Source organism: Rhizobium sp. H4 (assembly GCF_003013335.1).
Taxonomy (GTDB): domain Bacteria; phylum Pseudomonadota; class Alphaproteobacteria; order Rhizobiales; family Rhizobiaceae; genus Rhizobium; species Rhizobium sophoriradicis.
Map to the genome: position 1 here is coordinate 189,107 of NZ_PSOW01000009.1, position 20,851 is coordinate 209,957.

Here is a 20,851-nt window from a genome sequence, read left to right on the forward strand (position 1 = left end):
CAAGCAACAGGCGCGGGATGGCGCCATGAGATTGGGAGGTCTTGAGATGCTGAAACAGCTATTGACGACGATCGCAGTTACCGGAGCCCTGATGGCGGCGCAGCCGAGCGTGGCGGCATCGCCGCCCAACATGCTGGTCATCGGAACGAATCTGACCGGTATCCGGACGCTCGATCCGGCCCAGAACAACGCCCGCACGGTGTCCGAGCTGATCTCGAATCTTTACGACAACCTCGTGCAACTCTCGCCCGACGACCTCAAGACGCTGAAGCCGATGCTTGCGACGAAATGGGAGGTTTCGGCCGACGGCAAGATCATCACGCTGACCCTGCGCGACGATGCGGTCTTCCAGAGCGGCAACAAGGTGACCGCCGAGGATGCTGCCTGGTCGATCCAGCGCGTCATCAAGATGGGCCAGGTCGGCTCCACCGATATCGCTCTCTGGGGTTTTACTTCAGACAACGTCGAAAAGCTCGTTCGCGCCAAAGATGAGCATACGCTGGAGATCGAGTTGCCGCAGGCCGTCAACACCGACCTCGTGCTCTATTCGCTGGCCGGCTCGTCGATCGGCATCGTCGACAAGAAAACGGTCCTGTCGCATGAGGCGAACGGCGATTTCGGCGGCGCCTGGCTTTCGGCCAATTCCGCCGGCAGCGGCCCGTTCAGGCTGGCGCAATGGCGTCCGAACGATGTGGCGATCTTCAATGCGCAGCCGAAATATTGGGGCGGCAAGCCGGCCATGGCGCGCGTCGTCGCCCGCCACATCCCGGAATCCGGCAATCTCCGGCTCCAGCTCGAGGCCGGCGACGTCGATGTCGGCCAGTATGTGGCAAGCGGCGATCTCGATGCGCTCGCCAGCAACAAGGACGTGGTGATCGAAAACGTTCCGGGGCTCGGGTTCTACTACATCGCCCTCAACCAGAAAGACCCCGATCTGCAGAAGCCGAAGGTTCGCGAGGCATTCCAGCATGCCTTCGACTGGAAGGCGATCTCCGGCAACATCATGCGTTATACCGGCTTTCCCTGGCAGTCGATGATCCCGCGCGGCATGATTGGCGCGCCCGAGGAGGCGGCCGTTCGTTATGATTACGACCCCGCCAAGGCCAAGGCGCTGCTGGCGGAGGCAGGGTATCCCAACGGCCTGAAGAAGGTGCTCAATCCCTCGGGAGCCCCAACCCTGCCCTTCGCGGAGGCGCTGCAGGCGAGTGCGCGCGCCGCCGGTTTCGATCTCGACCTGGTGCCCGGCGAGTTCACGCCCGCCTTCCGCGAGCGCAAATTCGAGGTGCTGCTCGGCAATTCCGGCGCCCGCCTGCCGGATCCCTTCGCTGTCGCCACGCAATATGCCTTCAACCCCGACAATAGCGACGAGGCGCGCCTCGGCAGCTACTATCTCTGGCGTACGGGCATGAAGGTGGACGAGCTCAACACGCTCATCGACCAGTCGATGCGGGAGCGCGACACCGAAAAGCGCACCGACATCTTCAAGAAGATGGACGGCATCTATGCCGGCATGGCTTCGCCGCTCGTCATCTTCTTCCAGCGAACCGACCCCTATGTCATGCGCGCCAACGTGAAGAATTATCGCGGGCATACGACCTGGTCGACGCGCTGGCATGATGTGACCAAGGAGTAGAGCGCGTGGCGAGCGCCGATCTGACATCGAAGCGGGAGGGCCGGCAACCGGCAGGGAGCGGGTTCACCGATGCGGCTCCGCATCCGCTGCTGAGTCTGCTGCGGCGGCTGGCGGGACGCGTGGTGGCCGTTGTGACGACGCTGCTCGGCCTGCTCTTTCTGACCTTCTCGATGGGCCGCCTGCTGCCTGCCGACCCGGTGCTTGCTATCACCGGGGCGGAGGTCAGCAAGGAGGTTTACGACCGCGTCTATAACGAGCTCGGCCTCGGGCAGCCGATCTGGATGCAGTTCCTCTCCTATGTCGGGAAGATCGCCACCGGCGATCTCGGCATGTCGGCGACGACAGGCCAGCCGATCCTGACCGATCTGATGACGATCTTTCCGGCAACCATCGAGCTTGCCATCATCGCGATGATCATCGGAGCGATCGTCGGCATTCCCTTGGGCATCACCGCTGCGGTCCGGCGTGGGACGATCATCGACCATATCGCCCGCATCGTCGCCCTTGCCGGCCATTCCATTCCGATCTTCTGGACCGGCCTGATGGCGCTCTTCATCTTCTACGCCAAGCTGAAGCTCGTCGGCGCATCGGGCCGGGTCGACGTCTTCTACGAAGGCCTCGTCACGCCGATGACCGGTTTTCTCTTGATCGATGCGGCGATTGAGGGCCAATGGGACGTGTTTTACAATGCGCTCGGCCACATCATCTTGCCGGCGGCAATCCTCGGCTATTACTCCGTCGCCTATATCAGCCGCATGTCGCGAAGCTTCATGCTGGAACAGCTCAGCCAGGAATATATCATCACCGCCCGGGCAAAGGGGCTCGGCACCCGCAAGGTCGTCTGGCGCCATGCCTTCCGCAATATCCGCGTGCAGCTCCTGACGATCCTGGCGCTGACCTTCGGCGGCCTGCTCGAAGGCGCGGTGCTGATCGAGACGGTTTTCGGCTGGCCGGGGCTTGGCCAATACCTCACCCGCGGGCTGCAGATGAACGACATGAACGTCGTGATGGGCTCGGTGCTGACGATCGGCGCCGTCTTCCTGACCATCAACATCCTGTCTGACGTCCTCTATCGCATCCTTGATCCGAGAACACGGTGACGCCATGACGATCTCTACCGAAGACGCAGAGACCACCCATGCCGGCGGCTTTCGCAACTGGCTGCACGCGCCCGAGCCTCAGGGCTGGTTCCAGTCGTCGGCGCAGCAGATCCATCAGGGCTGGCAGAAATTCAGCCTGCATCCGCTCGGGCTCGCTGGCCTCGTCATCATCGTGCTGCTGATCGTCGTGGCGACAGCCGCTCCCCTGCTGACGAGCTACGATCCGATCGTTCAGGACATGGCAGGGCGGCTTGCGCCGCCTTCCGCCGAACATTGGCTCGGCACCGACAATTTCGGCCGCGACGTCTTTGCGCGGGTGATCTACGGCGCCCGCACGACGCTCTACATCATCATGCTGGTCACGATCATCGTCGCGCCGCTCGGCCTGCTGATCGGCACCTTTTCGGGCTATTTCGGCGGAATCGTCGACGAAATCCTGATGCGCATCACCGATATCTTCCTCTCCTTCCCCGGGCTGGTGCTGGCGCTCGGCTTTGCCGCCGCTCTCGGGCCCGGCATCACCAATGCGATCATCGCCATTTCGCTGACGGCCTGGCCGCCAATCGCGCGACTGGCGCGCGCCGAAACGCTCAGCCTGCGCAAGGCCGATTATATCGCCGCCGTGCGCCTGCAGGGCGCAACGTCGATCGCCATCATCACACGCCACATCCTGCCGATGTGCATTCCCTCGGTGATCGTGCGCGTCACGCTCAACATGGCCGGCATCATCATCACCGCTGCCGGTCTCGGCTTTCTCGGCCTCGGCGCACAGCCGCCATGGCCGGAATGGGGTTCGATGGCCGCCAGCGGCCGCGAATTCATGCTCGATAGCCCCTGGGTGATCGCCGCGCCCGGCATCGCCATCGCCCTCGTCAGCCTCGCCTTCAATCTCGTCGGCGATACGCTGCGCGACGTACTCGACCCGAGAGGTTCGGAATGACGCAGCCCCTGATCGACATCCGCAATCTCGAAATCGCCTATGGCGGCGGCCACATGCGCGCGGTGCGCGGCGTGAGCTTTGCGCTCGGCCAGGAAAAGCTCGGCATCGTCGGCGAATCCGGATCGGGCAAATCCACAGTCGGCCGGGCAATCATGAAACTGCTGCCGCCGACAGCACAGGTCAGCGCCGAGCGAATGCGCTTCCGAGATGTGGATCTCCTCAAGGCGAATGAGCGGACGATGATGACGATCCGCGGGCGGCGGATCGGCCTCATCCTGCAGGACCCGAAATATTCGCTCAATCCTGTCATGCGGATCGGTGAGCAGATCGCCGAGACCTACCGCTTCCATCATCCCAAGGTGAGCGCGAAAAAGACCTACGCCCAGGCGCTCGACATGCTCGAAGCCGTGCGGATCCGCGATCCCGAGCGCGTTGCCCGCCTCTATCCGCACGAAATATCCGGCGGGATGGGCCAGCGCGTGATGATCGCCATGATGCTGATTGCCGAACCAGAGGTGCTGATCGCCGACGAGCCGACCTCCGCGCTTGACGTAACCGTAAGGCTCGAGATCCTGGCACTGCTCGACGAACTCGTTTCAAGCCGCAATCTCGGCCTGATCTTCATCAGCCACGACCTCAACCTCATCCGCAATTTCTGCGACCGCGTGCTCATCATGTATGCCGGTCGCGTCGTGGAAATGCTGGAGGCGCGCGATCTCGACAAGGCGAGGCACCCGTATACGCAGGGCTTGCTCGCCTCGCTGCCGACGATCGAGGATCCGCCCGCCCGGCTGCCGATCCTGAAGCGCGATCCCGCGTGGCTGAATGACTTCGCGGAGGCGCCACGATGATCCGGATCGACAATCTCACCATCCGCTTCGGGCACGGCCAGCGGCCTGTCGTCAAGGATGTGAACCTCGCCATCGAGAACGGCACGGCCTTCGGCTTGGTAGGCGAATCCGGCTGCGGCAAGTCCACGGTTCTCCGGGCGGTTTCCGGCCTCAACGCCAACTATGACGGCCGGATCGCCCTCAACGGCGAGACGCTGGAGCAGCAGCGCGGCCGGCCGTTCTATCGGCGGGTGCAGATGGTGTTCCAGGACCCTTATGGCTCGCTTCATCCGCGCAAGACCATCCGCTCGCAGCTGCAGGAGCCGCTGCGCAACCAGGGCTTGGACCGAAACTCCGTCGATGCGAACGCCGTGCTGCGATCGGTCGGCCTCGATCCGGCGCTCAGCTACCGGTTTCCGCATCAGCTCTCCGGCGGGCAGCGGCAGCGTGTGGCGATCGCCCGTGCCCTGATGCTGAACCCTGATGTCCTGCTTCTCGACGAGCCGACGTCGGCGCTCGATGTGTCGGTCCAAGCCGAGATCCTCAATCTGCTGCAGGACCTGCGCAGGGAGCGCGGCCTCACCTATCTCCTCGTCAGCCACGATCTCGCTGTCGTCTCCCACATGTGCAGCCGCGTCGCCATCATGGAAGCGGGCGAGATCGTCGAACAGGTCGATATAGAGGCCTTGCGAAGAGGCGCGGTCGAACATCCCTATTCGCAACGCCTGCTGCGGGCGAGCCGGATGTATGGCAGGGGTTAGCTCCCCCTCCAGCCAAGAGAAGGCTTGACCGCTTCGCTCGGCGATGACCGCCAGCGGTTCAGCCTTGGCATGCTCTTTCCACGCCGGCCGACCGCCGTCTGTACACAAGTGAACACTTGACATCGGCCTTGTTAAGGCCGAAGCCGCATTCGGCCGCGCATGCGCGGCCATTTTTGTGAGGATTCGGGAATGAAGACCAAGACGGCCGTCGCCAATACAGGAAACCTGATCATGACGGGCGTCGTACTGATGCTGCTCGGCGATTTGCTGTTTGCGCTGAACGATGCAATGGGCAAGTGGTTGATGACCAGCTTTGGCGTCGGCCAGGTGTTGGTCATCCGCTCGCTCGGCGCTTTCATCGTGCTCGGACCGATGATCGCGCGGCAAGGGCTGAGGGCCCTGTTCCGTGTCGAGCAGAAAGGCCTCCAGTTCATGCGGGTGGCCATGGCGACCGGCGACGTCGCCCTGTTCTATGCCGCCGTCGCCTATTTGCCGCTCGCAGACGTCATGACCTTCTATATGGCGGGGCCGATCTACATAGCGGCACTCTCGCATTTCTTTCTCGGAGAAAAGATCGGCTGGCGCCGGTGGCTCGCCGTTCTGATCGGCTTCGCAGGCGTCGTCATTGCGCTGCGCCCGTCGACGGCGATGCTATCGCTTCCGTCCTTCTTCGGCCTTGCGGGCAGCTTCTGCTTTGCCCTGTCGCTGGTCATGAGCCGCTATCTGCGCTCGACCAGCGACACGACGCTGGTAACCTGGCAGACGGTCGCCGCCCTTGTCACCGGCATCGGCCTAAGCATCGGCCACTGGCAGCCGGCAACACCGGTCGATTGGTCGGGCATGCTGCTGCTTGGGATCGTCGCCACCTGCGCGCATCTGCTCATCACCCGCTCGCTGAAGCTCGCACCGGCATCGCTGCTGGCGCCGTTGCAATATACGCTGCTGCTCTGGGCGATCGTGCTCGGCTACATCTTCTTCAACGATATTCCCGACATGCAGATCGTCATCGGCGCCGCCATCATCGTCTTTGCCGGGCTCTTCATCTTCCACCGGAAGAATTTGAAAGAGACGGTGCCGGCCGAAGCCGTCCCGCCGGATGGGCACTGACCGTCAGTCTTTACCCGCCAGCGGGGCTTCCCAGCCGAAGACGCTGCGCCCGCCGAAATCGGCGGATTGACGGAACTCGCCTGCGATGATTTCCTTGAGGTCGGGGCCGGTCACATAACGTTCCATCTGCCGGGATTGCTCATCCAGGCGCTTCAGCGCCTGCAACTCCTCCTCCCGTCCAAGCTTGCCCTTCAGCACCGCCGATTTCATCACCCCGATCGTCTCGTCGTAAACTTTGAGCGGGACCGGGAACGGGTGGCGGTCCTTGCCGCCATGGGCGATCGAGAAGCGCGCCGGGTCGGAGAAACGACAGGGCGCACCGTGGACGACTTCCGCCACCATCGCCAGCGCCTTCACCGTGCGTGCGCCGACACCCGGAACGAGCAGCAGTTCCTGAAAATCAGCTGGCCCGCGATCGGCCGCCGCGGCGAGATTGCCATGCAGACGGCGCATATTGACATCGCTCTCGCGGACATCGTGATGGGCGGGCATGATCAGGTGCGGCAGCATCGGCTGTTCGTCGACCGCGGGCTCAGGTTGCTCGGCGCGTTGCAGCGCGGCCGCCTCGCGGACGATCCTGTCGGGACCGAGGGTCGCCAGCAGATCGAGCTGCCCTTGCCGCGAGCGCTCGGCGCGCCTGTCGGCGAGATTGACGATCTCGCCCTGGCTCCGTCCCTCGATCGCCGCATGCGGTGAGTCGAGGAAACTCTCCAGGCCTTCGGATAGCCAATGATAGCGCCGGGCCTGCCGCCGGTCGCCATTCATGCCCTGCTGTACGACCACCCAATGACCATCGTCGGCGACGATGAAGCCGTGAAGATAAAGGTCGAACCCATCCTGAAGGGCGGCACTGTCGACCTTGGCGATCAGACGGCTGGTCGTCGCCAGCCCCTCCCCGTTAAGGCCGACGCGCTCGCCGATCGACACGAGCTCCTGCGGCGTCTTACGCGAGTGCTGGCCGCGTCCGCCGCAAACATGCAGGCCGAGTTCGCCGGCGCGCGGTTTCAGCCCGCGCTTCAAGGCGCCGAGAACGCTTGTGGTGATGCCGGAGGAATGCCAGTCCATGCCCATGACAGCACCGAAGGACTGAAACCAGAAAGGGTGAGCAAGCCGGCGCAGAAACTCGTCGCGGCCGTAGTGATGAACGATCGCCTCGGTGATCAGCGTGCCGAGCCGTGTCATCCGTTCGCCGAGCCAATGCGGCACACGTCCCCCGTGGAGGGGAAGATCGGCGCTGCCTGCTCGCTTTGACATTTCTTTTCCTTACATTTTCCATCGCCGGCTGCGATCGGGAACTCGGGAAAGTCCCGGGCGTTTGCTTTCAGTCGAAAGGCCGAGGCAACCATGACCGCGTTAGAAACCATGCTCAATCAACCCTACCTGCTTAGAACAAAAGCGCAACAGCCAGGCGGCGGTGAAAAACAGGAACTCGAAGGCTACGCCGAAAAGGCGGCCTTCCTGATCAATGGCAACCAGTATTTCGCCGAGCTGGCGCGCACGCTGCGGCAGGCGCGGCGCAGTGTGTGGATCGTCGGGTGGGATTTCAATCCTGACATCCGGATGGAGCCCGAAAAATCCGAGGAAACATTGGCAGACCTACTGCATGCCCTGGCGGCGGCAAATCCGGCACTTGAAATACGCATCCTCATCTGGGCGCTCGGGCCGATCTATTCGGACAAATCTCTGCAGGTGCTTCGCAAGAAAAACTTCCCGAGGAATGCCGGGATCGATCTGCGCTTCGATCTTCAAAACACGGTGCGCGGCTGCCACCATCAGAAACTCGTCTGTATCGACGACGCCGTCGCCTTCATCGGCGGCATGGACCTGACATCGCGGCGGTGGGATACGAGACGCCACCGGGCAAGGGAGGCATTGCGACGCGACCCCGAAGGCGTGTCCTACGATCCGCTGCATGACGTTCAGGCGATGGTCACCGGCGACGCGGCCAGGCTGATCGGCGATATCGCACGGCGGCGCTGGGAAAGGGCCACCGGCGAAAAGCATGGACCGCTTGCCGAGAGCTTCCCCTTCACATGGCCGCGCGATGTTGCCGTTTCGCTGAAGCAGATCCCCGTGAGCTTCGTGCTGACGGAGCCGGCGACCACTTTCCGCGCCGGAATCAGCGATGGCATCGCCTCGACCCTCGATATCATCGCCCGGGCACGGCGGCAGCTTTACATCGAAGCGCAATATCTTGCCTCTTTCCGCGTCGCTGACGCCCTCGCCGCGCGGCTGCAGGAGGAAGATGGCCCCGAGATCGTCGTCATCTGCACACGTCTTTCCCATGGCCTGATCGAAAAGCTCTTCATGGGCGGCAATCGCGACCGCGTCATCCGCCGCCTCAAGCGCGCCGATCGTGCCGACCGGTTCAGGGTCTATTTCCCCGTCGTGCCCGGGCCGCCAGTGCCCGGGGCGTCAGAGCCGGGGAAGGCCGACGGGGTGGAGGTGCTCATCCATTCCAAGCTGATCATTGCCGACGACGAACTGATCCGCATCGGCTCCTCCAACCTAAATAACCGTTCGGAGGGATTGGATTCGGAATGCGACATGCTTCTCGAGGCCGGCAATGACGAGCATCGCGGCGCAATCGCGGAACTGCGCCATCATCTGCTGGCCGAATATCTCGGAACGACCACGGAGACCTTTGCCGCAGCCTTTGCGCAGAGCGGCTCGATCATCCAAGCAATCGACAAGCTCAATGATGGGCCTCGGGGCTTGCGGGAATTTGCCGTCGATCTCTCGGGCAGTATTTCGCCGATCAGGGGCACCGCGCTCTTCGACCCGGCGCGGCCATTGGGGCTCCTAGACCGACTGGGCCTCGGCGCGCTCTTCCGTCTCCTGATCCGCCCCGCGTAACCGGCGCCGGAAGATCACTTCGCTGATGATGAGAAGCGTGGTGCCGAGCGCCAGCGGAATGAAGAAATAGGCGCAGCGGAATGCAATCAGCGCGCCGATCGATGCCTCCTGCGGCACGGCATAGGAGACGGTCGCCTCGAGTACGCCGAGACCGCCCGGGACATGCGTCGCCAGGATCGCGGAATTAGCGAGCACGTAGGCCGTAACCGACCTGAAGAAGGCAACGTCGCCGAAGACCGTGAGCATCTGGTGCAGGCAGGCGGACACCAGCATGAAATTGATCGTCCCGACCCCGACCTGGGCGACCGCGATCGAAAATCTCGGCAGCTGCAACGACCAGCGCCAGAGCCGCAGCCGGCGGCGGATAAAAAACGCCAGCCCGGCATAGACGACCGGCACGGCCAGCGCTAGCAGACCGAATAGCCGAGTGCTCGCTGGGTCGATGCGCAGCAGACGCGCGGCATCGCCGGGATTGACGATCAGGGCAAGGCCACCGAGTGTGATCAAGCCAAGGCCGACGGTGACGCCGCAGAACAGGATAATCTTCGCCACGTCCTCGGCCCTCAGGCCCCAGCGGGAATAAAAACGATAGCGGAAGGCGCCGCTGCTCAGCCCCGCAAATCCGATATTGTGGCCGAGCGAAAGGCTGATGAAGGAGGCGAGCACGATCTTCCGGTAAGGCAGGGATTTGCCGAGCGAGCGGATCGCCAGATAGTCGAAACAGCTCAGGCACAGATAGGATGCCGCCGCAAACAGAAGTGCTGTGCAAAAGGTCGCAAAGGGTATGCTGCGGACCGATTGAACGACCTGCTCCAGGCTGTACTGGCGGAAGATCCGATAGAGAAGAAAGCCCGCGATACAAAGGGCGGCAACGAGCAGTCCTTTCCAGATTACCTTTTTCAGACTCATCGATTGTCCGTTTTCGAAGTGCGAGCGCCATGGCTCGATCATCTGGAACGATCAAAAGAGTTTTGTGTTCCCCACCGGAGTACGAGTCCTGTCTCTTGTGGGGAGACCAGCTTGAGCGGGTCTATGCCGGATAAATCGATCAAACTCCTGACCTATAACGTGCACAGCTGCATCGGCAACGACCGGAAGCTCGACCCCGGCCGCATCGCCTCGGTCATCGCCGAGGCTGGAGCCGATATCATCGCTCTGCAGGAGGTCGATGTTCTGAGACGGAGGACCGGCGGCGTCGATCAGGCCCACCTCATCGCCTCGCTGCTGAAGATGCAGGCTCATTTTCATCCGGCGCTATCGGTTGCCGAAGAACAGTATGGCGATGCGATCATCACGGCGCTGCCGACCGCTGCGGTCAAGGCCGGTCCGCTGCCATCGATCGGCGAACAGCGCGGCGCGCTTTCGGTCGAAGTCCTGGTCGGCGACAGGAAGCTGCTGGTCGTCAACACTCATCTCGGCCTTCGCGGGCGCGACCGCATCCGGCAGATGACGACGCTCTTGAATTCGGGCTGGCTGCGCGGCACCAAGGACGAACCTCTTCCCTGCATTCTCTGCGGCGATTTCAATGCCATTCCGTCATCGGCGACGTACCGGCTTGCCACGCGGTCATTGAAGGACGCCCTGCTTGGAGGCAAGGCCGCACCAAGAGCGACCTTTCCCTCCCGCTACCCGCTGATGCGCCTCGACCACATTTTCGTCACCGACGACCTGGTCGTCAAAAGAGCCACTGTCCTGCAAAATCGGCTGACGAGGGTCGCCTCGGACCATCTCCCTCTCTTTGCCGAAATCAGTTTTGCTTGAGGACACTTCTGCAACTGATTGATCAGTTCCAGCTGGAGGAAACGGACAGACGTAGCGTGGCCGCTGCTTGAGGAAGGTCAGTGACGGCTGTAGAGTGGCGGCGTCACATCTTCGTCTGCGAGGTCGGGATAAAGCTGCCTGCGGGTGCGGGCGAGCGCTTCCGCCTCCCGGCGATTCCGCTCCAGCAGAATGGCGGTGACGTCCTTGTAGGGTCCACCGTCCGACAAGGCGACGCGGACGGTTCCACCCTGTGAGAGGAAGTCGCAGAACGACCGCATCGAGCGAAGACGCGTCGTGATCTCGACATAGCGGTCGTCATGTCCAGCCATGTTCATCTCCCTTCCAGACAGTAAGATGGCACAAACACTTCGGCGAGAAGATGGCGCTCTTTCAGCCTAGAACAGGATGTCATCCGAAAACCGCTCACACTTTTCGGCATCATGCTCTGGCCTTCGGACATCAATTTCTGGCGAGCTTCCGGTTGATCGCGGCGGCGGCCAGGGGCAGCGCCGTAGTCGCCACAGTCCCGAGAGGCAATCGCCGGAGACCCCTGGTAACGACGAAGGCCGCCGCCATCGCGCCGGCCAGCTTGAGCCATGGCCGGTCACCGAGTTGCGCATGGGCGCTGGCATCGGCCCAGCGGACATTTTCGGTCAAGACGGTCGCGGCCTGTCGCCTGATCACGTGCAGACGGGCCTGGAGGTTTTCGAGCTCTTCCCGCAACTCCCGCAGACGGCCTTCCAGAACATGCCCTTCGGAGATCTCGACGGTTTCCACCACATAGGCGTCGAACGGAATCTCTTGGCCAAGCGTGGCGAGGTAGGCGCGGTATTCGGCCTCGCTCGCAAAACCCTCGCGTCTGAGGAGGTCAGGATTGATGTCCGCCTCTTCTCTGTTTGCCAGCGGGATGCCGGCGTCGTCTAGCCTATCGTCCGCGCCCGTGCCAGATTCGTTCTTGAACATGATGCGTCTCCCGTGTTTCCTCACCGCAGAACGCCCGATGGCTCGAATTGATCCCACCCGCCGACGTGGCCGCTACGGGGCCTATGCTTTCGTTGCCGAAAAAGCTGCAAGCTTCTGCTGGATTTGCTCTAATCAAAAAGCTCGCCATGTCCAATCTGCTCCCGCTTGCCTGGAACGTCGCTGATGATGGGATCGTCGGCAGGATCGGGATCTTTTCTGTTGGCTTCGCTCAAAAACCGTGCGGCCTCGACGAATGCGACCGAGATTTCCTCGGTCCCCCATCCGGCTTCATTGGCGGCTGCAATCAGTTTTTCCAAAGCGTCGCGTGCAGCAGCGCGCGCTTCTTCGAAGCGCTGAGCGGGGGCTTCGGCTTTCGGCCGTGGAAAGGTCATCGTCTTCCCTCCATAGACTGGCTATCGAGGATGAACGCAGTTCCCAGGAAATGGATGCACCATGAGCACGATTTAGCTGCGGATGCGCCGATTTCTTTATCAGATGACCGTTCGCAACAGAAACGGCGAGCGCTCCAGTGGACGCTGGGCGAGGATTCTCAACATCGCCGGGCCCTGTATGCCGGTAGAGGTGCGCGAGCGGCCGTCATGATAGACGACCGTCATGACTTGCCCAAGAATATCATAGCGTATCTGCGCGATCGTCCGGGTGTGAACCGGAAATACGAATTCGTCGGGCTCTGATATCTGCCCGGAGGTCTCCAAAGTCATCGCCATGCCCCAACGATAATAGCGCCCCTGCCCCTCATTTTCCTAGTTCCAGGTCACCCGGCCTGGAAATCGGAAGCGCCGAACGCCCAATCAAGCACATATTACCTCCACGGTCGCGTGACATCGGCGTGACATGCCGATCCGTGATAGGAAAACCATTTCGGAACAGCCACTTAGACATCGAGTTGCTGCGAAAGTCAGGCAATCAGTGCAGCGTCGGGCAAAATCGCGATGCTTACAATCCTGAAATCTTGTCAGATCCGCTCGCGCATCCTGTCGTAGAAGTCTCTAATATCTCGCAAGGCGGATGGCTCGCGACGACGCGGCGAGGAGACGTGATATGAGGAAAAGGCGAACACACCCGCGACAGCAGCCACGAGCAAAACCGTTGAAAGCGGATGGTGTTTGACCACTGCTTCGGTCTGATGGATCGCTTTTCCGGCGCGGTCCTTCGCCAATCGCCCAGCGCGCAGGACCTGCTGCTGGAGCATGCCAATCTGTTTCCGCAGCGAGCTCAGTTCTGCTCGCAGGTCCTCTTCGGGCTGGCGGGGGATGCCGACGGATGCGGTGTTGACGTCGATAATGGCTTTCGGCACCGGTTCGCCGATCTTGGCTCCGCTGGTTTCGAGATTTGTCTCACTGCTCTTGCGCCGCGGCATTTTCACATCTCCTTAAATCAACGTTCCGACCTCGCGGTCCTCCACGAGAACTGCTTTGATGATCGATTGACAGCGCATGTCGCGACACGCGCAGTCTGCCTAGCGCTTGCGCCGGCAATGATGTTGTCGGACGCCTAAAACTTGTCGCTGCGACGCCTTACCGCGTGCTTCAAAGCCAACAAGTGTCTGCGCCGCTCCATCATGTAGTCGGCATAACCGACGCAGATAAACAGCAATGTCGGGCCGGCGTAGATAACGATGAGAGCCAATGCAACAAGGATGAATGCGGTCGTCATGGTCTGTTTTCCATCATGTTGATCATGTGAAACGACGGACCATCTTTCGACTGGTCAGGTTCCGCCGCTATGTCTGCCCCTCACTTCCGCTGCGGGTCGTGGCCATGATGGCGATCATGCTCGCCGCCACCGCCGGAGACCTTGCTTTGCGTGCGCTTGTCCGGCTCCGCCGCCGGCTTCGGAATGTCGAGCGGAGCCTTGGCATTCTCATGCGAAGCCCCCGGGCCGCCCTGGCGGATGGTCGCGGCGCTCTTCTTGGATGTGGACATCGATGCCTCCTAGCGATCCTGCTGATGGCCCTGATGGCTGGTATTGATCTTGCTGTTGCCTTGCTGACCCTTCTTATCCGGGTCTTCGCCGCCGCTTGCCATTGCGGCGTCTTCTGCTTTGGTCTTCAGCGGCTTGCCTGCACCCTTGCTGCTGACGTTGCCCGCTGGAATTGGAGGTAGCCTGCTGCTCATCGCGCCTCTCCTCAGTCAGGGTCTCGGTTGGAACTGTGATCCATATATTGCTCGGTCTGAATGGTCTTGCCGTCCAGACCGCGCTCCTTGGAGTGTTGCGTTTTATCGCGGTTCGACAGGACCTTGTTTTCGGGAAGCTGCTCTTCGTTAAGGTCGGTCATGGCGCCGCTGCCATCACCTTTTCCCTTTGCGCCAGCGCCGATATGTTTCCGGTCGGCATGTGCCATGACGTTCTCCTTAATTCATCGTATCAAACAATGCAGATCGGCCGAGGTTCCGGGATCGAGGGTAAATGACGCGACGATGCGCCGCTTGGCCAACTGGCTCTAGCGTTCGTCGAGATGCCGTCGCAACTCGTCCTTCTGGATGAAAACATCGGTGCTGCCCGGCTCGTGATCGGGATGCGATACTTCAACATCGAGATCATCGGGAAGCTCGAGCGCCTGCTTGGCGTTCATGATGCCGAGAGGGACACGCCCTTCTTCGGTATCCACCGCGACTTCGACCAGTTGTTTCTTGGAACTCATTTCGGCGATCCCTTTCTCTATCTATTCAGAATCCGCCGGCTTCCTATTCGTTCCCTTGCCATACGATTTTGCGGCCTTTCCTCGCGCATCGCCGCCGTCACACGCTTGACGAGTGGGTTCGACATCAGGTCCTCGAGCGAAACCGACAGCTTCGGCTTCCAATTCGGATAGCTGTCGCTGGTGCCCGGAATATTGGTCGGACTTTTTTCGTCTGTGAGATCGGCAAGGCGAACCGCGACGAGGAGTGACGGGCTTCTGGCGATGAAGCGATAGGCGCTGACGGTCAGTTCCCTCAGCGCCTCCCGACTTGCCCTTGTGTCAAGACGTTGCGGCAGGCCGAGACCGGCGGCCCGGAGTGCCGCCTTCAAGCTTCTCCGCTCGCGCTTGCGATGTTCGAGATGTTTTTCGGTGAGATCGGTCGGGACAATGCCGTGCTCGCGCCGGTCCTGAATGTCGGAGCCGCGCCACCAGCCGGCCAGGGTCTGGTGATCGTGCGTCGAGATGCATGCCAAGGCAAGAACGGGATAGGCATCCGCCGGCTTGAAACCGCCTTCGTCCTGTTCGTAGGAGAGGATCCGATAGGAGAGAATTCTGGCCGCCGCCAGATCGTCGGGCAGGTCTTCAGGGATCATTCCCAAAGCTTCGCCGATGACGAGGCATCGATGCTCGGCGGACGTCTCGGCAAGGATCTGCAGGAGCCGGTCCTGGGGATAGCGCACATAGCCGCCGCCCGCCGCGCTGCTGCCGAGCGGCACCAGAAAGAGGCGCCGGAGCGCCGGGGCATGGTCGATGCGGATCGCGCCAGCGTAGCGCATGGCGGCACTCACCATACGACGAAAGGGAGAAGTTTTCCCCGATGCGATCCTGGAAGTCAGATAGCCGGCAAGATGCCAGTCCTGCCCGTCGACGGCGAAGGGATCGGGAGGACTGCCGATGGTGGCCTCGGAAATATAGACCTCTGGTTCGCTCCATGTCGCGGAGCCGTCGACTGCCTCGCCAACGGCAAGATCGAGATAGAGCCCGATCCGCATGCCGGCCTTCAGCGCCCGCTCCGCCGCCTGCATCATCTGCCGGTGGGCGAGCCATTGCAGCCACATATGGAACAGCACATCATCTTCATGATCGCGCTCGAATTCTGCGACGGCTGGGCTGTCGGCACGCTGAAAATCTGCGGGCCATGCCTGCCAGCCGGCGCCCGCGCCGCGCTCGACCATCGAAAGTGACAGGCATTCGAACAGAGCGTGCCGCCGCAGGCCGTCGCCGCCTCGCGCCACGAAGGCGTCGAAATCCGCGGGAGCATAAACCTTGTCGACTGCGCTCCGTACCCGCCAGCCCGGCCAGAGATCCCGCAGCGCCTGAAGCTTGACCCCAGCCACCTGCGCATAATCGACGAGATCGGCCCGGCGAAGCCTCTCCAGCTTCCTTTCGAGCTCTCGACTCAGGATAAAACCGGGGAGGCGGTCAACGGCAATATAGAGCGGGTTGAGATGCTGGCGGCTCGACGGCTCATAGGGACTGCAGCGGTCGGGATCGGCAAGGAACGGCGCATGAAGCGGATTGAGGCCGACGAAATCGGCACCGAGCGATCCCGCCAGATCCGCCATCACGACCAGGTCCTCGAAGTCTCCTATGCCCCAGTTGCGCGCCGAACGAAGTTCGTAGAGCTGCAGGCTGATGCCCCAGATCCGCGTGCCGGATAAAAAGCTCGGCAGGTATGACATTGCGATCTTTTCCACCGCCGGCTTCGGCTCCCGCCGCGCCTTGCCCCGCCTGTGACCAACGGCTGCCGTCAGGTCGACTTTCAGCGCCGACAATATCTTGCGCTTGGTCTCTCTGGAGATCGGCACCTCCCGACCGTCGGGGCTTGGCCTCGTCGGGCTGATGCCGTACCACTGGGCAAGCCTGTCAAGCTCCGCGGGCTTCATGGTTCAGTCGCTTTCATATGGCCCCTGATGCTTCACCAAGGCTCCAGATCACCGTCCAGGGCGCCAGCTCGCCGTCGGCGTTGTCTCCGAGGCGGAAGATCATCTCTCCGCCTGCCGCCTGATCGGCAAGCCATGCCCTCTCGTTGCCGAGATTGGCACTGAGGTGCAGGCGTCGGTTGCCGGCAAGCGTCCAATCCACCGCGACCGCAGTGCCGGCCGAATGATAGAACGCATTTCCGACACCGGCTTTCAGCAAGGGAGTAATCCTCCGGCGCCGCAGATCGAGAAGCGTCCTGTAGAAATCGAGGACCTCGGAGGAGGCGAGCTTCGACCAGTCGAGCTTTGCCGCCGCGAAGGTCGACGGCGCCGTCGGGTCGAGAAGCTCGTCGGCATCGAAGCCCGGCAGGCGCGACAGCTCCTCGCGCCGGCCTTTCCGGACTTTGTCGTTCAGATCCTCGTCGAAGTCGCAGAAAAATGGAAAGGGCTCTTTGGCGCCCCATTCCTCGCCCATGAACAGCATCGGGATCTCAGGGCCCAGCAGGTAGATTGATGTGACCGCCTTGATGGCATCGGCCGGGCTCGCAGCCATGATGCGGTCGCCGAGCGCCCGGTTGCCGATTTGGTCATGGTTCTGAATGAAGGACACGAAGGCGGTCGGCGGCAGGTGGCCGCTCGGCTTGCCCCGGCTCGCGCCGCGATAAGGCATGTGCTCGCCCTGGAACACGAAGCCTTCCGTCAGCGCGCGGCCGAGCTTATCGGCATCACCGGCGTAGTCGGCATAATAGCCGAAGGTCTCGCCGGTCGCAGCGATATGCAGCACATGGTGCAAGTCGTCGTTCCACTGGGCCGTGAACAGTCTCGGCTCGCCGCTCTCATCGCGTTGCAGCAGGTCGCTGTCGTTCTCCTCGTTCTCGACGATCAGATGAACTTGCCTGTCGCCGGCCGCTGCCCTGGCACGACGGGCGAGCGCATGAAGAAGATGTTCCTTGCTGTCGTCCTTGATGGCATGGACGGCATCGAAGCGAAAACCGTCGAGCCGGAACTCGGTGATCCAATAGAGGGCGTTCTCAATGATGAATTCGCGGATCATCTCGGAGCCGTCGCCGTCATAATTGACGCCGTTGCCCCAGGGTGTCTTGTGATGATCGGTAAAGAGCGGCGCGTAGGACGGAATATAGTTTCCGTCCGGCCCGAAGTGATTGTAGACCGCGTCGAGGAAGACCGAGATGCCACGCTCGTGTGCGGCGTCCACAAGCGCCATGAGATCCTCCGGCCGGCCGTAGCTGCTGTCGGGTGCATAGGGAAGCACGCCGTCATAGCCCCAGCTATAGCGGCCCGGGAATTCACTGAGCGGCATGATCTGCAGCGCCGTCACGCCCAGTTCCCGCAGATGGTCGAGACGCTCGATCGCAGCCCTGAAAGTTCCCTCCGCTGTGAAGCAGCCGATATGCAGTTCGTAGATGACCATTTCTTCCCAAGGCCGGCCGGTCCAGGCATTGGTCTTCCAGCGGTAGTCGGAAAGATCGACCACTTCGCTCGGGCCGTGCACATCCTGCGGCTGGAAGCGCGAGGCCGGATCGGGAACTTCGAGACCATCCGGCAGCAGGAAACGGTAGCGCGTGCCGGCTCCGGCATCCGCGACCATGCAGCGATGCCAGCCATCGTCATCCGCCTGCATCGGACGGGGGTCCGCGCCTTCGATCCTCAATGACACGCTTTCATGCAGCGGAGCCCAGAGTCGGAACAGAATGCCGTCTTCGCTGAAGGCGGGGCCGAACGTCGTTTTGGTCAAGGGGAGCGCCTTTGATGGTTGGCCGGGATATGGGTAACTTTTGCGGGAGGAAAAAGTTTCGTCTGCAAGCAGACGTGAGAAGCTGCGATTGTCAGAAGCAAATCGGCTGAGATGGAGTAGGATTGCATCCCATCATGTGTTATTGAGGTGCAGACAGATAGGAGTGCAATCGATGCGATCGACCCAGCAGATGAGCATTACATTACCCGTGGAAATGGCGAAGCTGGTTAAGCAACGAGTGTCCAACGGTGATTACGCCTCAGAAAGCGAAGTTATTCGCGAAGGGCTGAGAGCTTTGCAAGAACGCGAAAATGCTGTCGAGCATTGGCTTCGAACGGAAGTTGCGGCAACCTATGACGCATATAAGGCCGATCCCACTAAAGCCAAACCCCTCGATGAGGTCTGGAAGCGCCTTGAAGCCCGCATGGACGAGATTGATCGGGCAGAAGATTAATGAGGCGCTATCATATCCGCCTCACCGATGAGGCGGAATTGGATGTGGCGCGTATCTATGCTTTCGTTCGTAGGAAATCCGCGTCTGCCGCCGTCGCCCGCGAATATGTGGCCCGCATCAGGACCTGCGTGGGTGGGTTCGAGATGTATCCTGAACGGGGCAGCCTCCCTGATCATGTTCGCCCAGGCTTGCGCATAGTGGGCTTTGAGCGTCGGGTAAGCGTAGCGTTCGTTGTCGAGCCCACTGAGGTTGTTATCATCCGTATCCTCTATGCCGGCCAGCGGTTTGAAAGCGAGGAAAGCAAGAGCAGCGGTCCTAAACTTATCACAATCGCACGCTGCCCGCCTATCAAGGTGAACCGCCTGCCACTCGCTTTGTCGATCACGCCGCCGCGACCTTGTCCCGGAGCGCTTCGTCCATGGCCGCCTGAAGCTGCTCCTGGGTGAACGGCTTCGTCATCCTGAGCATCCGCCCGAGCCCTTGGTCTTCGGCAAGCTCGACATAGCCGGAAGCGAGGATCACGGGCAGGTTGGGGAAGGCTGCACGAAGGTGACGCGCGAGCTCGGCGCCGGTCATGCCCGGCATGGCATGATCGGTGATAACAAGATCGCACTCCTCTCCGCCGGCGAAGAATTCCAGCGCCTGGGAAGCGGAAGCAGCCTCGCGCGGGAGATGTCCGAGGTCCTCCAGCATCGCCACGGTTCCGGTCCTGACGAGCGCATCGTCGTCGACGACAAGAATGGCAAGCGATCGCGACACCGGCTTCACCGGTTCTGCGGGCGTCGGCACGACCGCCGGCTGCGCCCCGGTGAAGCTCTCGGCGACGGGCAACCAGAGTGAGACGGTGGTGCCCTTCCCTCTCGTGCTCGAAATCTGGATCGAGCCGCCCGATTGCGCGGCCAGGCCGTGCACCATCGACAGGCCGAGACCGGTGCCCTTGCCGATCCCTTTGGTGGTGAAAAATGGCTCGGCGGCACGCAGGACCGTCGCCTCGTCCATCCCCTCGCCATCGTCCGAAACCGATATCTTGATGTAATTCCCGCCCGCAAGACCGGTCGGCCGTGCCTCTTCCGCCGCCGCGGTGACTGTCACCGCGCCGCCGCTTTCGAGTGCATCGCGTGCATTGACGAAGAGGTTGAGCAGCGCCAGCTCCAGCTGGTTGCTGTCCACCAACAGCGGCGCCAGATCCGCCGGGATGCATTTTCGGATCTCGACGCGCGGCCCCACGGCCTTGGCGAGCAGATCCTCGACGTTTTCGAACAGCCTGAGGAAGTCGACTGCCTGCGGCTTCAGCTCCTGACGGCGGGCGAAGGCGAGCAGGCGCTGAGTGAGCGCCGTGCCGCGCTCGGCCGCCTGGATGGCGTTGGTCACCAGGCGTTCGCTGCGCTCATCCGCCGGCAGGCGTTTCTTCAGCAGGCTGAGACTGCCGAGCACCGCCATGAGAAGATTGTTGAAGTCGTGCGCAACGCCGCCTGTGAGGTGACCGATCGTGTCGAGCTTCTGCGCTTCGAAGAGCTGTGCCAGCGCCTCCTCGCGCTCGCGCGTCCGCTGGTCGATCCGGTGCTCGAGTTCTTCATTCAGCTGACGCAACTGCGCTGCCGATGTTTCGAGCTCGGCGGTGCGCTGGTGCACCCTCGCCTCCAGCTCGGCATTCAGGCGTTCGAGTTCCCGCGTTTTCCGGTAAAGATCGGCAAAGACCCTGACCTTGGCCCTCAGCACCTCGGGCACGATCGGAACGGAGACGTAGTCGACGGCGCCGACCGCGTAGCCGCGCAGCCGGTCCGGTTCGGCCAGCATGACGGCGGAGACGAAGATGATCGGCGTATTCTGATAGCGTGGATGCTGCCGGATCATGCTGACGAGCTCGAATCCGTCCTGCTCGGGCATGCAGACGTCGACGAGGATGACGGCGATTTCGGTGCGCAACAGGTGCTCGAAGGCTTCGCGCGCCGATTGCGCCTTGATGAGGTTTTCCTCGAGCTCTTCGAGAATGACCTCGTAGCTCAAGAGCTTCGCGGGCTGGTCGTCGACGAGAAGGATGTTGACGCGGTTCATGGCCGGATC

25 protein-coding genes are annotated in these 20,851 nt (G+C 61.9%); 10 read left to right on the forward strand and 15 right to left on the reverse strand.

Annotated elements, in window-relative coordinates; genetic code table 11:
- Nucleotides 1–46 precede the first annotated feature (46 nt).
- From C4N04_RS16045 to C4N04_RS16070, 6 genes are all read left to right on the forward strand, one after another.
- Nucleotides 47–1,633: an ABC transporter substrate-binding protein gene (locus C4N04_RS16045; RefSeq protein ID WP_106796500.1), complete on the forward strand. Its 1,587-nt coding sequence runs from the start codon at nucleotides 47–49 to the stop codon at nucleotides 1,631–1,633.
- Nucleotides 1,634–1,638: 5 nt separating this feature from the next.
- Nucleotides 1,639–2,733, forward strand: a complete 1,095-nt coding sequence (locus C4N04_RS16050) for an ABC transporter permease (RefSeq protein WP_077989129.1) — start codon at nucleotides 1,639–1,641, stop codon at nucleotides 2,731–2,733.
- Nucleotides 2,734–2,737: 4 nt separating this feature from the next.
- Nucleotides 2,738–3,673, forward strand: coding sequence for an ABC transporter permease (locus C4N04_RS16055; protein ID WP_077989128.1), 936 nt, complete (start codon nucleotides 2,738–2,740; stop codon nucleotides 3,671–3,673).
- Nucleotides 3,670–4,524 carry an ABC transporter ATP-binding protein gene (locus C4N04_RS16060; RefSeq protein WP_077989127.1) on the forward strand — a complete coding sequence of 285 codons (855 nt, stop codon included), beginning with the start codon at nucleotides 3,670–3,672 and terminating at the stop codon, nucleotides 4,522–4,524. Before C4N04_RS16055 ends, C4N04_RS16060 begins: the two co-directional genes overlap by 4 nt.
- A complete protein-coding gene (locus C4N04_RS16065; protein WP_106796501.1) occupies nucleotides 4,521–5,264 on the forward strand; it encodes an ABC transporter ATP-binding protein in 744 nt (247 codons plus the stop codon). The genes C4N04_RS16060 and C4N04_RS16065 overlap by 4 nt, the downstream gene beginning before the upstream one ends.
- Before the next feature lie 189 nt (nucleotides 5,265–5,453).
- Nucleotides 5,454–6,371: a DMT family transporter gene (locus C4N04_RS16070; RefSeq protein ID WP_106796502.1), complete on the forward strand. Its 918-nt coding sequence runs from the start codon at nucleotides 5,454–5,456 to the stop codon at nucleotides 6,369–6,371.
- Between the two features lie 3 nt (nucleotides 6,372–6,374).
- Here the strand turns inward: C4N04_RS16070 and C4N04_RS16075 are convergent, their stop codons facing one another.
- Nucleotides 6,375–7,625 (reverse strand): DUF763 domain-containing protein, encoded by a 1,251-nt coding sequence (locus C4N04_RS16075; protein WP_106796503.1) that lies wholly within the window; start codon nucleotides 7,623–7,625, stop codon nucleotides 6,375–6,377.
- A 90-nt stretch (nucleotides 7,626–7,715) separates the two neighbouring features.
- Here C4N04_RS16075 and C4N04_RS16080 point away from each other — a divergent pair, with 90 nt between their 5' ends.
- On the forward strand, nucleotides 7,716–9,227 hold the full coding sequence (locus C4N04_RS16080) for a phospholipase D-like domain-containing protein (RefSeq protein WP_106796504.1): 1,512 nt from the start codon (nucleotides 7,716–7,718) through the stop codon (nucleotides 9,225–9,227).
- On the opposite strand, the gene C4N04_RS16085 is transcribed toward C4N04_RS16080, so the two are convergent.
- Nucleotides 9,174–10,136 carry a lysylphosphatidylglycerol synthase domain-containing protein gene (locus C4N04_RS16085; RefSeq protein ID WP_106796548.1) on the reverse strand — a complete coding sequence of 321 codons (963 nt, stop codon included), beginning with the start codon at nucleotides 10,134–10,136 and terminating at the stop codon, nucleotides 9,174–9,176. The two genes, C4N04_RS16080 and C4N04_RS16085, sit on opposite strands and share 54 nt — an antisense overlap.
- A gap of 123 nt (nucleotides 10,137–10,259) precedes the next feature.
- Here C4N04_RS16085 and C4N04_RS16090 point away from each other — a divergent pair, with 123 nt between their 5' ends.
- Nucleotides 10,260–10,988, forward strand: coding sequence for an endonuclease/exonuclease/phosphatase family protein (locus C4N04_RS16090; RefSeq protein ID WP_040112179.1), 729 nt, complete (start codon nucleotides 10,260–10,262; stop codon nucleotides 10,986–10,988).
- A 77-nt stretch (nucleotides 10,989–11,065) separates the two neighbouring features.
- On the opposite strand, the gene C4N04_RS16095 is transcribed toward C4N04_RS16090, so the two are convergent.
- The 12 genes from C4N04_RS16095 to treZ all read right to left on the reverse strand — a co-directional run bounded on the left by C4N04_RS16095 (nucleotide 11,066) and on the right by treZ (nucleotide 18,333).
- Nucleotides 11,066–11,317 (reverse strand): hypothetical protein, encoded by a 252-nt coding sequence (locus tag C4N04_RS16095; RefSeq protein ID WP_077989123.1) that lies wholly within the window; start codon nucleotides 11,315–11,317, stop codon nucleotides 11,066–11,068.
- Nucleotides 11,318–11,447: 130 nt separating this feature from the next.
- A complete protein-coding gene (locus tag C4N04_RS16100) occupies nucleotides 11,448–11,951 on the reverse strand; it encodes a hypothetical protein (RefSeq protein ID WP_106796505.1) in 504 nt (167 codons plus the stop codon).
- Nucleotides 11,952–12,079: 128 nt separating this feature from the next.
- Complete coding sequence (locus C4N04_RS32165; protein ID WP_009989019.1) at nucleotides 12,080–12,343, reverse strand: hypothetical protein; 264 nt, start codon at nucleotides 12,341–12,343, stop codon at nucleotides 12,080–12,082.
- A gap of 99 nt (nucleotides 12,344–12,442) precedes the next feature.
- Nucleotides 12,443–12,673: a hypothetical protein gene (locus C4N04_RS32170; protein ID WP_040112537.1), complete on the reverse strand. Its 231-nt coding sequence runs from the start codon at nucleotides 12,671–12,673 to the stop codon at nucleotides 12,443–12,445.
- Nucleotides 12,674–12,927: 254 nt separating this feature from the next.
- The gene (locus tag C4N04_RS16115) at nucleotides 12,928–13,332 is read right to left on the reverse strand and encodes a hypothetical protein (protein ID WP_106796506.1); all 405 of its coding nucleotides are present in this window, start codon (nucleotides 13,330–13,332) and stop codon (nucleotides 12,928–12,930) included.
- 134 nt (nucleotides 13,333–13,466) lie between these two features.
- Nucleotides 13,467–13,628, reverse strand: coding sequence for a hypothetical protein (locus C4N04_RS31850; protein WP_167482290.1), 162 nt, complete (start codon nucleotides 13,626–13,628; stop codon nucleotides 13,467–13,469).
- Nucleotides 13,629–13,708: 80 nt separating this feature from the next.
- Nucleotides 13,709–13,897 (reverse strand): hypothetical protein, encoded by a 189-nt coding sequence (locus C4N04_RS16120; RefSeq protein ID WP_040112184.1) that lies wholly within the window; start codon nucleotides 13,895–13,897, stop codon nucleotides 13,709–13,711.
- 9 nt (nucleotides 13,898–13,906) lie between these two features.
- On the reverse strand, nucleotides 13,907–14,089 hold the full coding sequence (locus tag C4N04_RS16125) for a hypothetical protein (protein ID WP_040112185.1): 183 nt from the start codon (nucleotides 14,087–14,089) through the stop codon (nucleotides 13,907–13,909).
- Between the two features lie 11 nt (nucleotides 14,090–14,100).
- Nucleotides 14,101–14,316: a hypothetical protein gene (locus C4N04_RS16130; protein ID WP_040141785.1), complete on the reverse strand. Its 216-nt coding sequence runs from the start codon at nucleotides 14,314–14,316 to the stop codon at nucleotides 14,101–14,103.
- Nucleotides 14,317–14,415: 99 nt separating this feature from the next.
- Nucleotides 14,416–14,616, reverse strand: a complete 201-nt coding sequence (locus C4N04_RS16135) for a hypothetical protein (protein ID WP_009994205.1) — start codon at nucleotides 14,614–14,616, stop codon at nucleotides 14,416–14,418.
- Between the two features lie 17 nt (nucleotides 14,617–14,633).
- Nucleotides 14,634–16,541, reverse strand: coding sequence for a 4-alpha-glucanotransferase (gene malQ, locus C4N04_RS16140; protein WP_106796507.1), 1,908 nt, complete (start codon nucleotides 16,539–16,541; stop codon nucleotides 14,634–14,636).
- A 13-nt stretch (nucleotides 16,542–16,554) separates the two neighbouring features.
- Nucleotides 16,555–18,333 (reverse strand): malto-oligosyltrehalose trehalohydrolase, encoded by a 1,779-nt coding sequence (treZ, locus tag C4N04_RS16145; protein ID WP_106796508.1) that lies wholly within the window; start codon nucleotides 18,331–18,333, stop codon nucleotides 16,555–16,557.
- 172 nt (nucleotides 18,334–18,505) lie between these two features.
- Here treZ and C4N04_RS16150 point away from each other — a divergent pair, with 172 nt between their 5' ends.
- Complete coding sequence (locus C4N04_RS16150; protein ID WP_040112189.1) at nucleotides 18,506–18,787, forward strand: type II toxin-antitoxin system ParD family antitoxin; 282 nt, start codon at nucleotides 18,506–18,508, stop codon at nucleotides 18,785–18,787.
- Nucleotides 18,787–19,233, forward strand: coding sequence for a type II toxin-antitoxin system RelE/ParE family toxin (locus C4N04_RS16155; RefSeq protein WP_106796509.1), 447 nt, complete (start codon nucleotides 18,787–18,789; stop codon nucleotides 19,231–19,233). The genes C4N04_RS16150 and C4N04_RS16155 overlap by 1 nt, the downstream gene beginning before the upstream one ends.
- Here C4N04_RS16155 and C4N04_RS16160 read toward each other — a convergent pair.
- A complete protein-coding gene (locus tag C4N04_RS16160; RefSeq protein ID WP_106796510.1) occupies nucleotides 19,169–20,842 on the reverse strand; it encodes a response regulator in 1,674 nt (557 codons plus the stop codon). The two genes, C4N04_RS16155 and C4N04_RS16160, sit on opposite strands and share 65 nt — an antisense overlap.
- Nucleotides 20,843–20,851 lie beyond the last annotated feature (9 nt).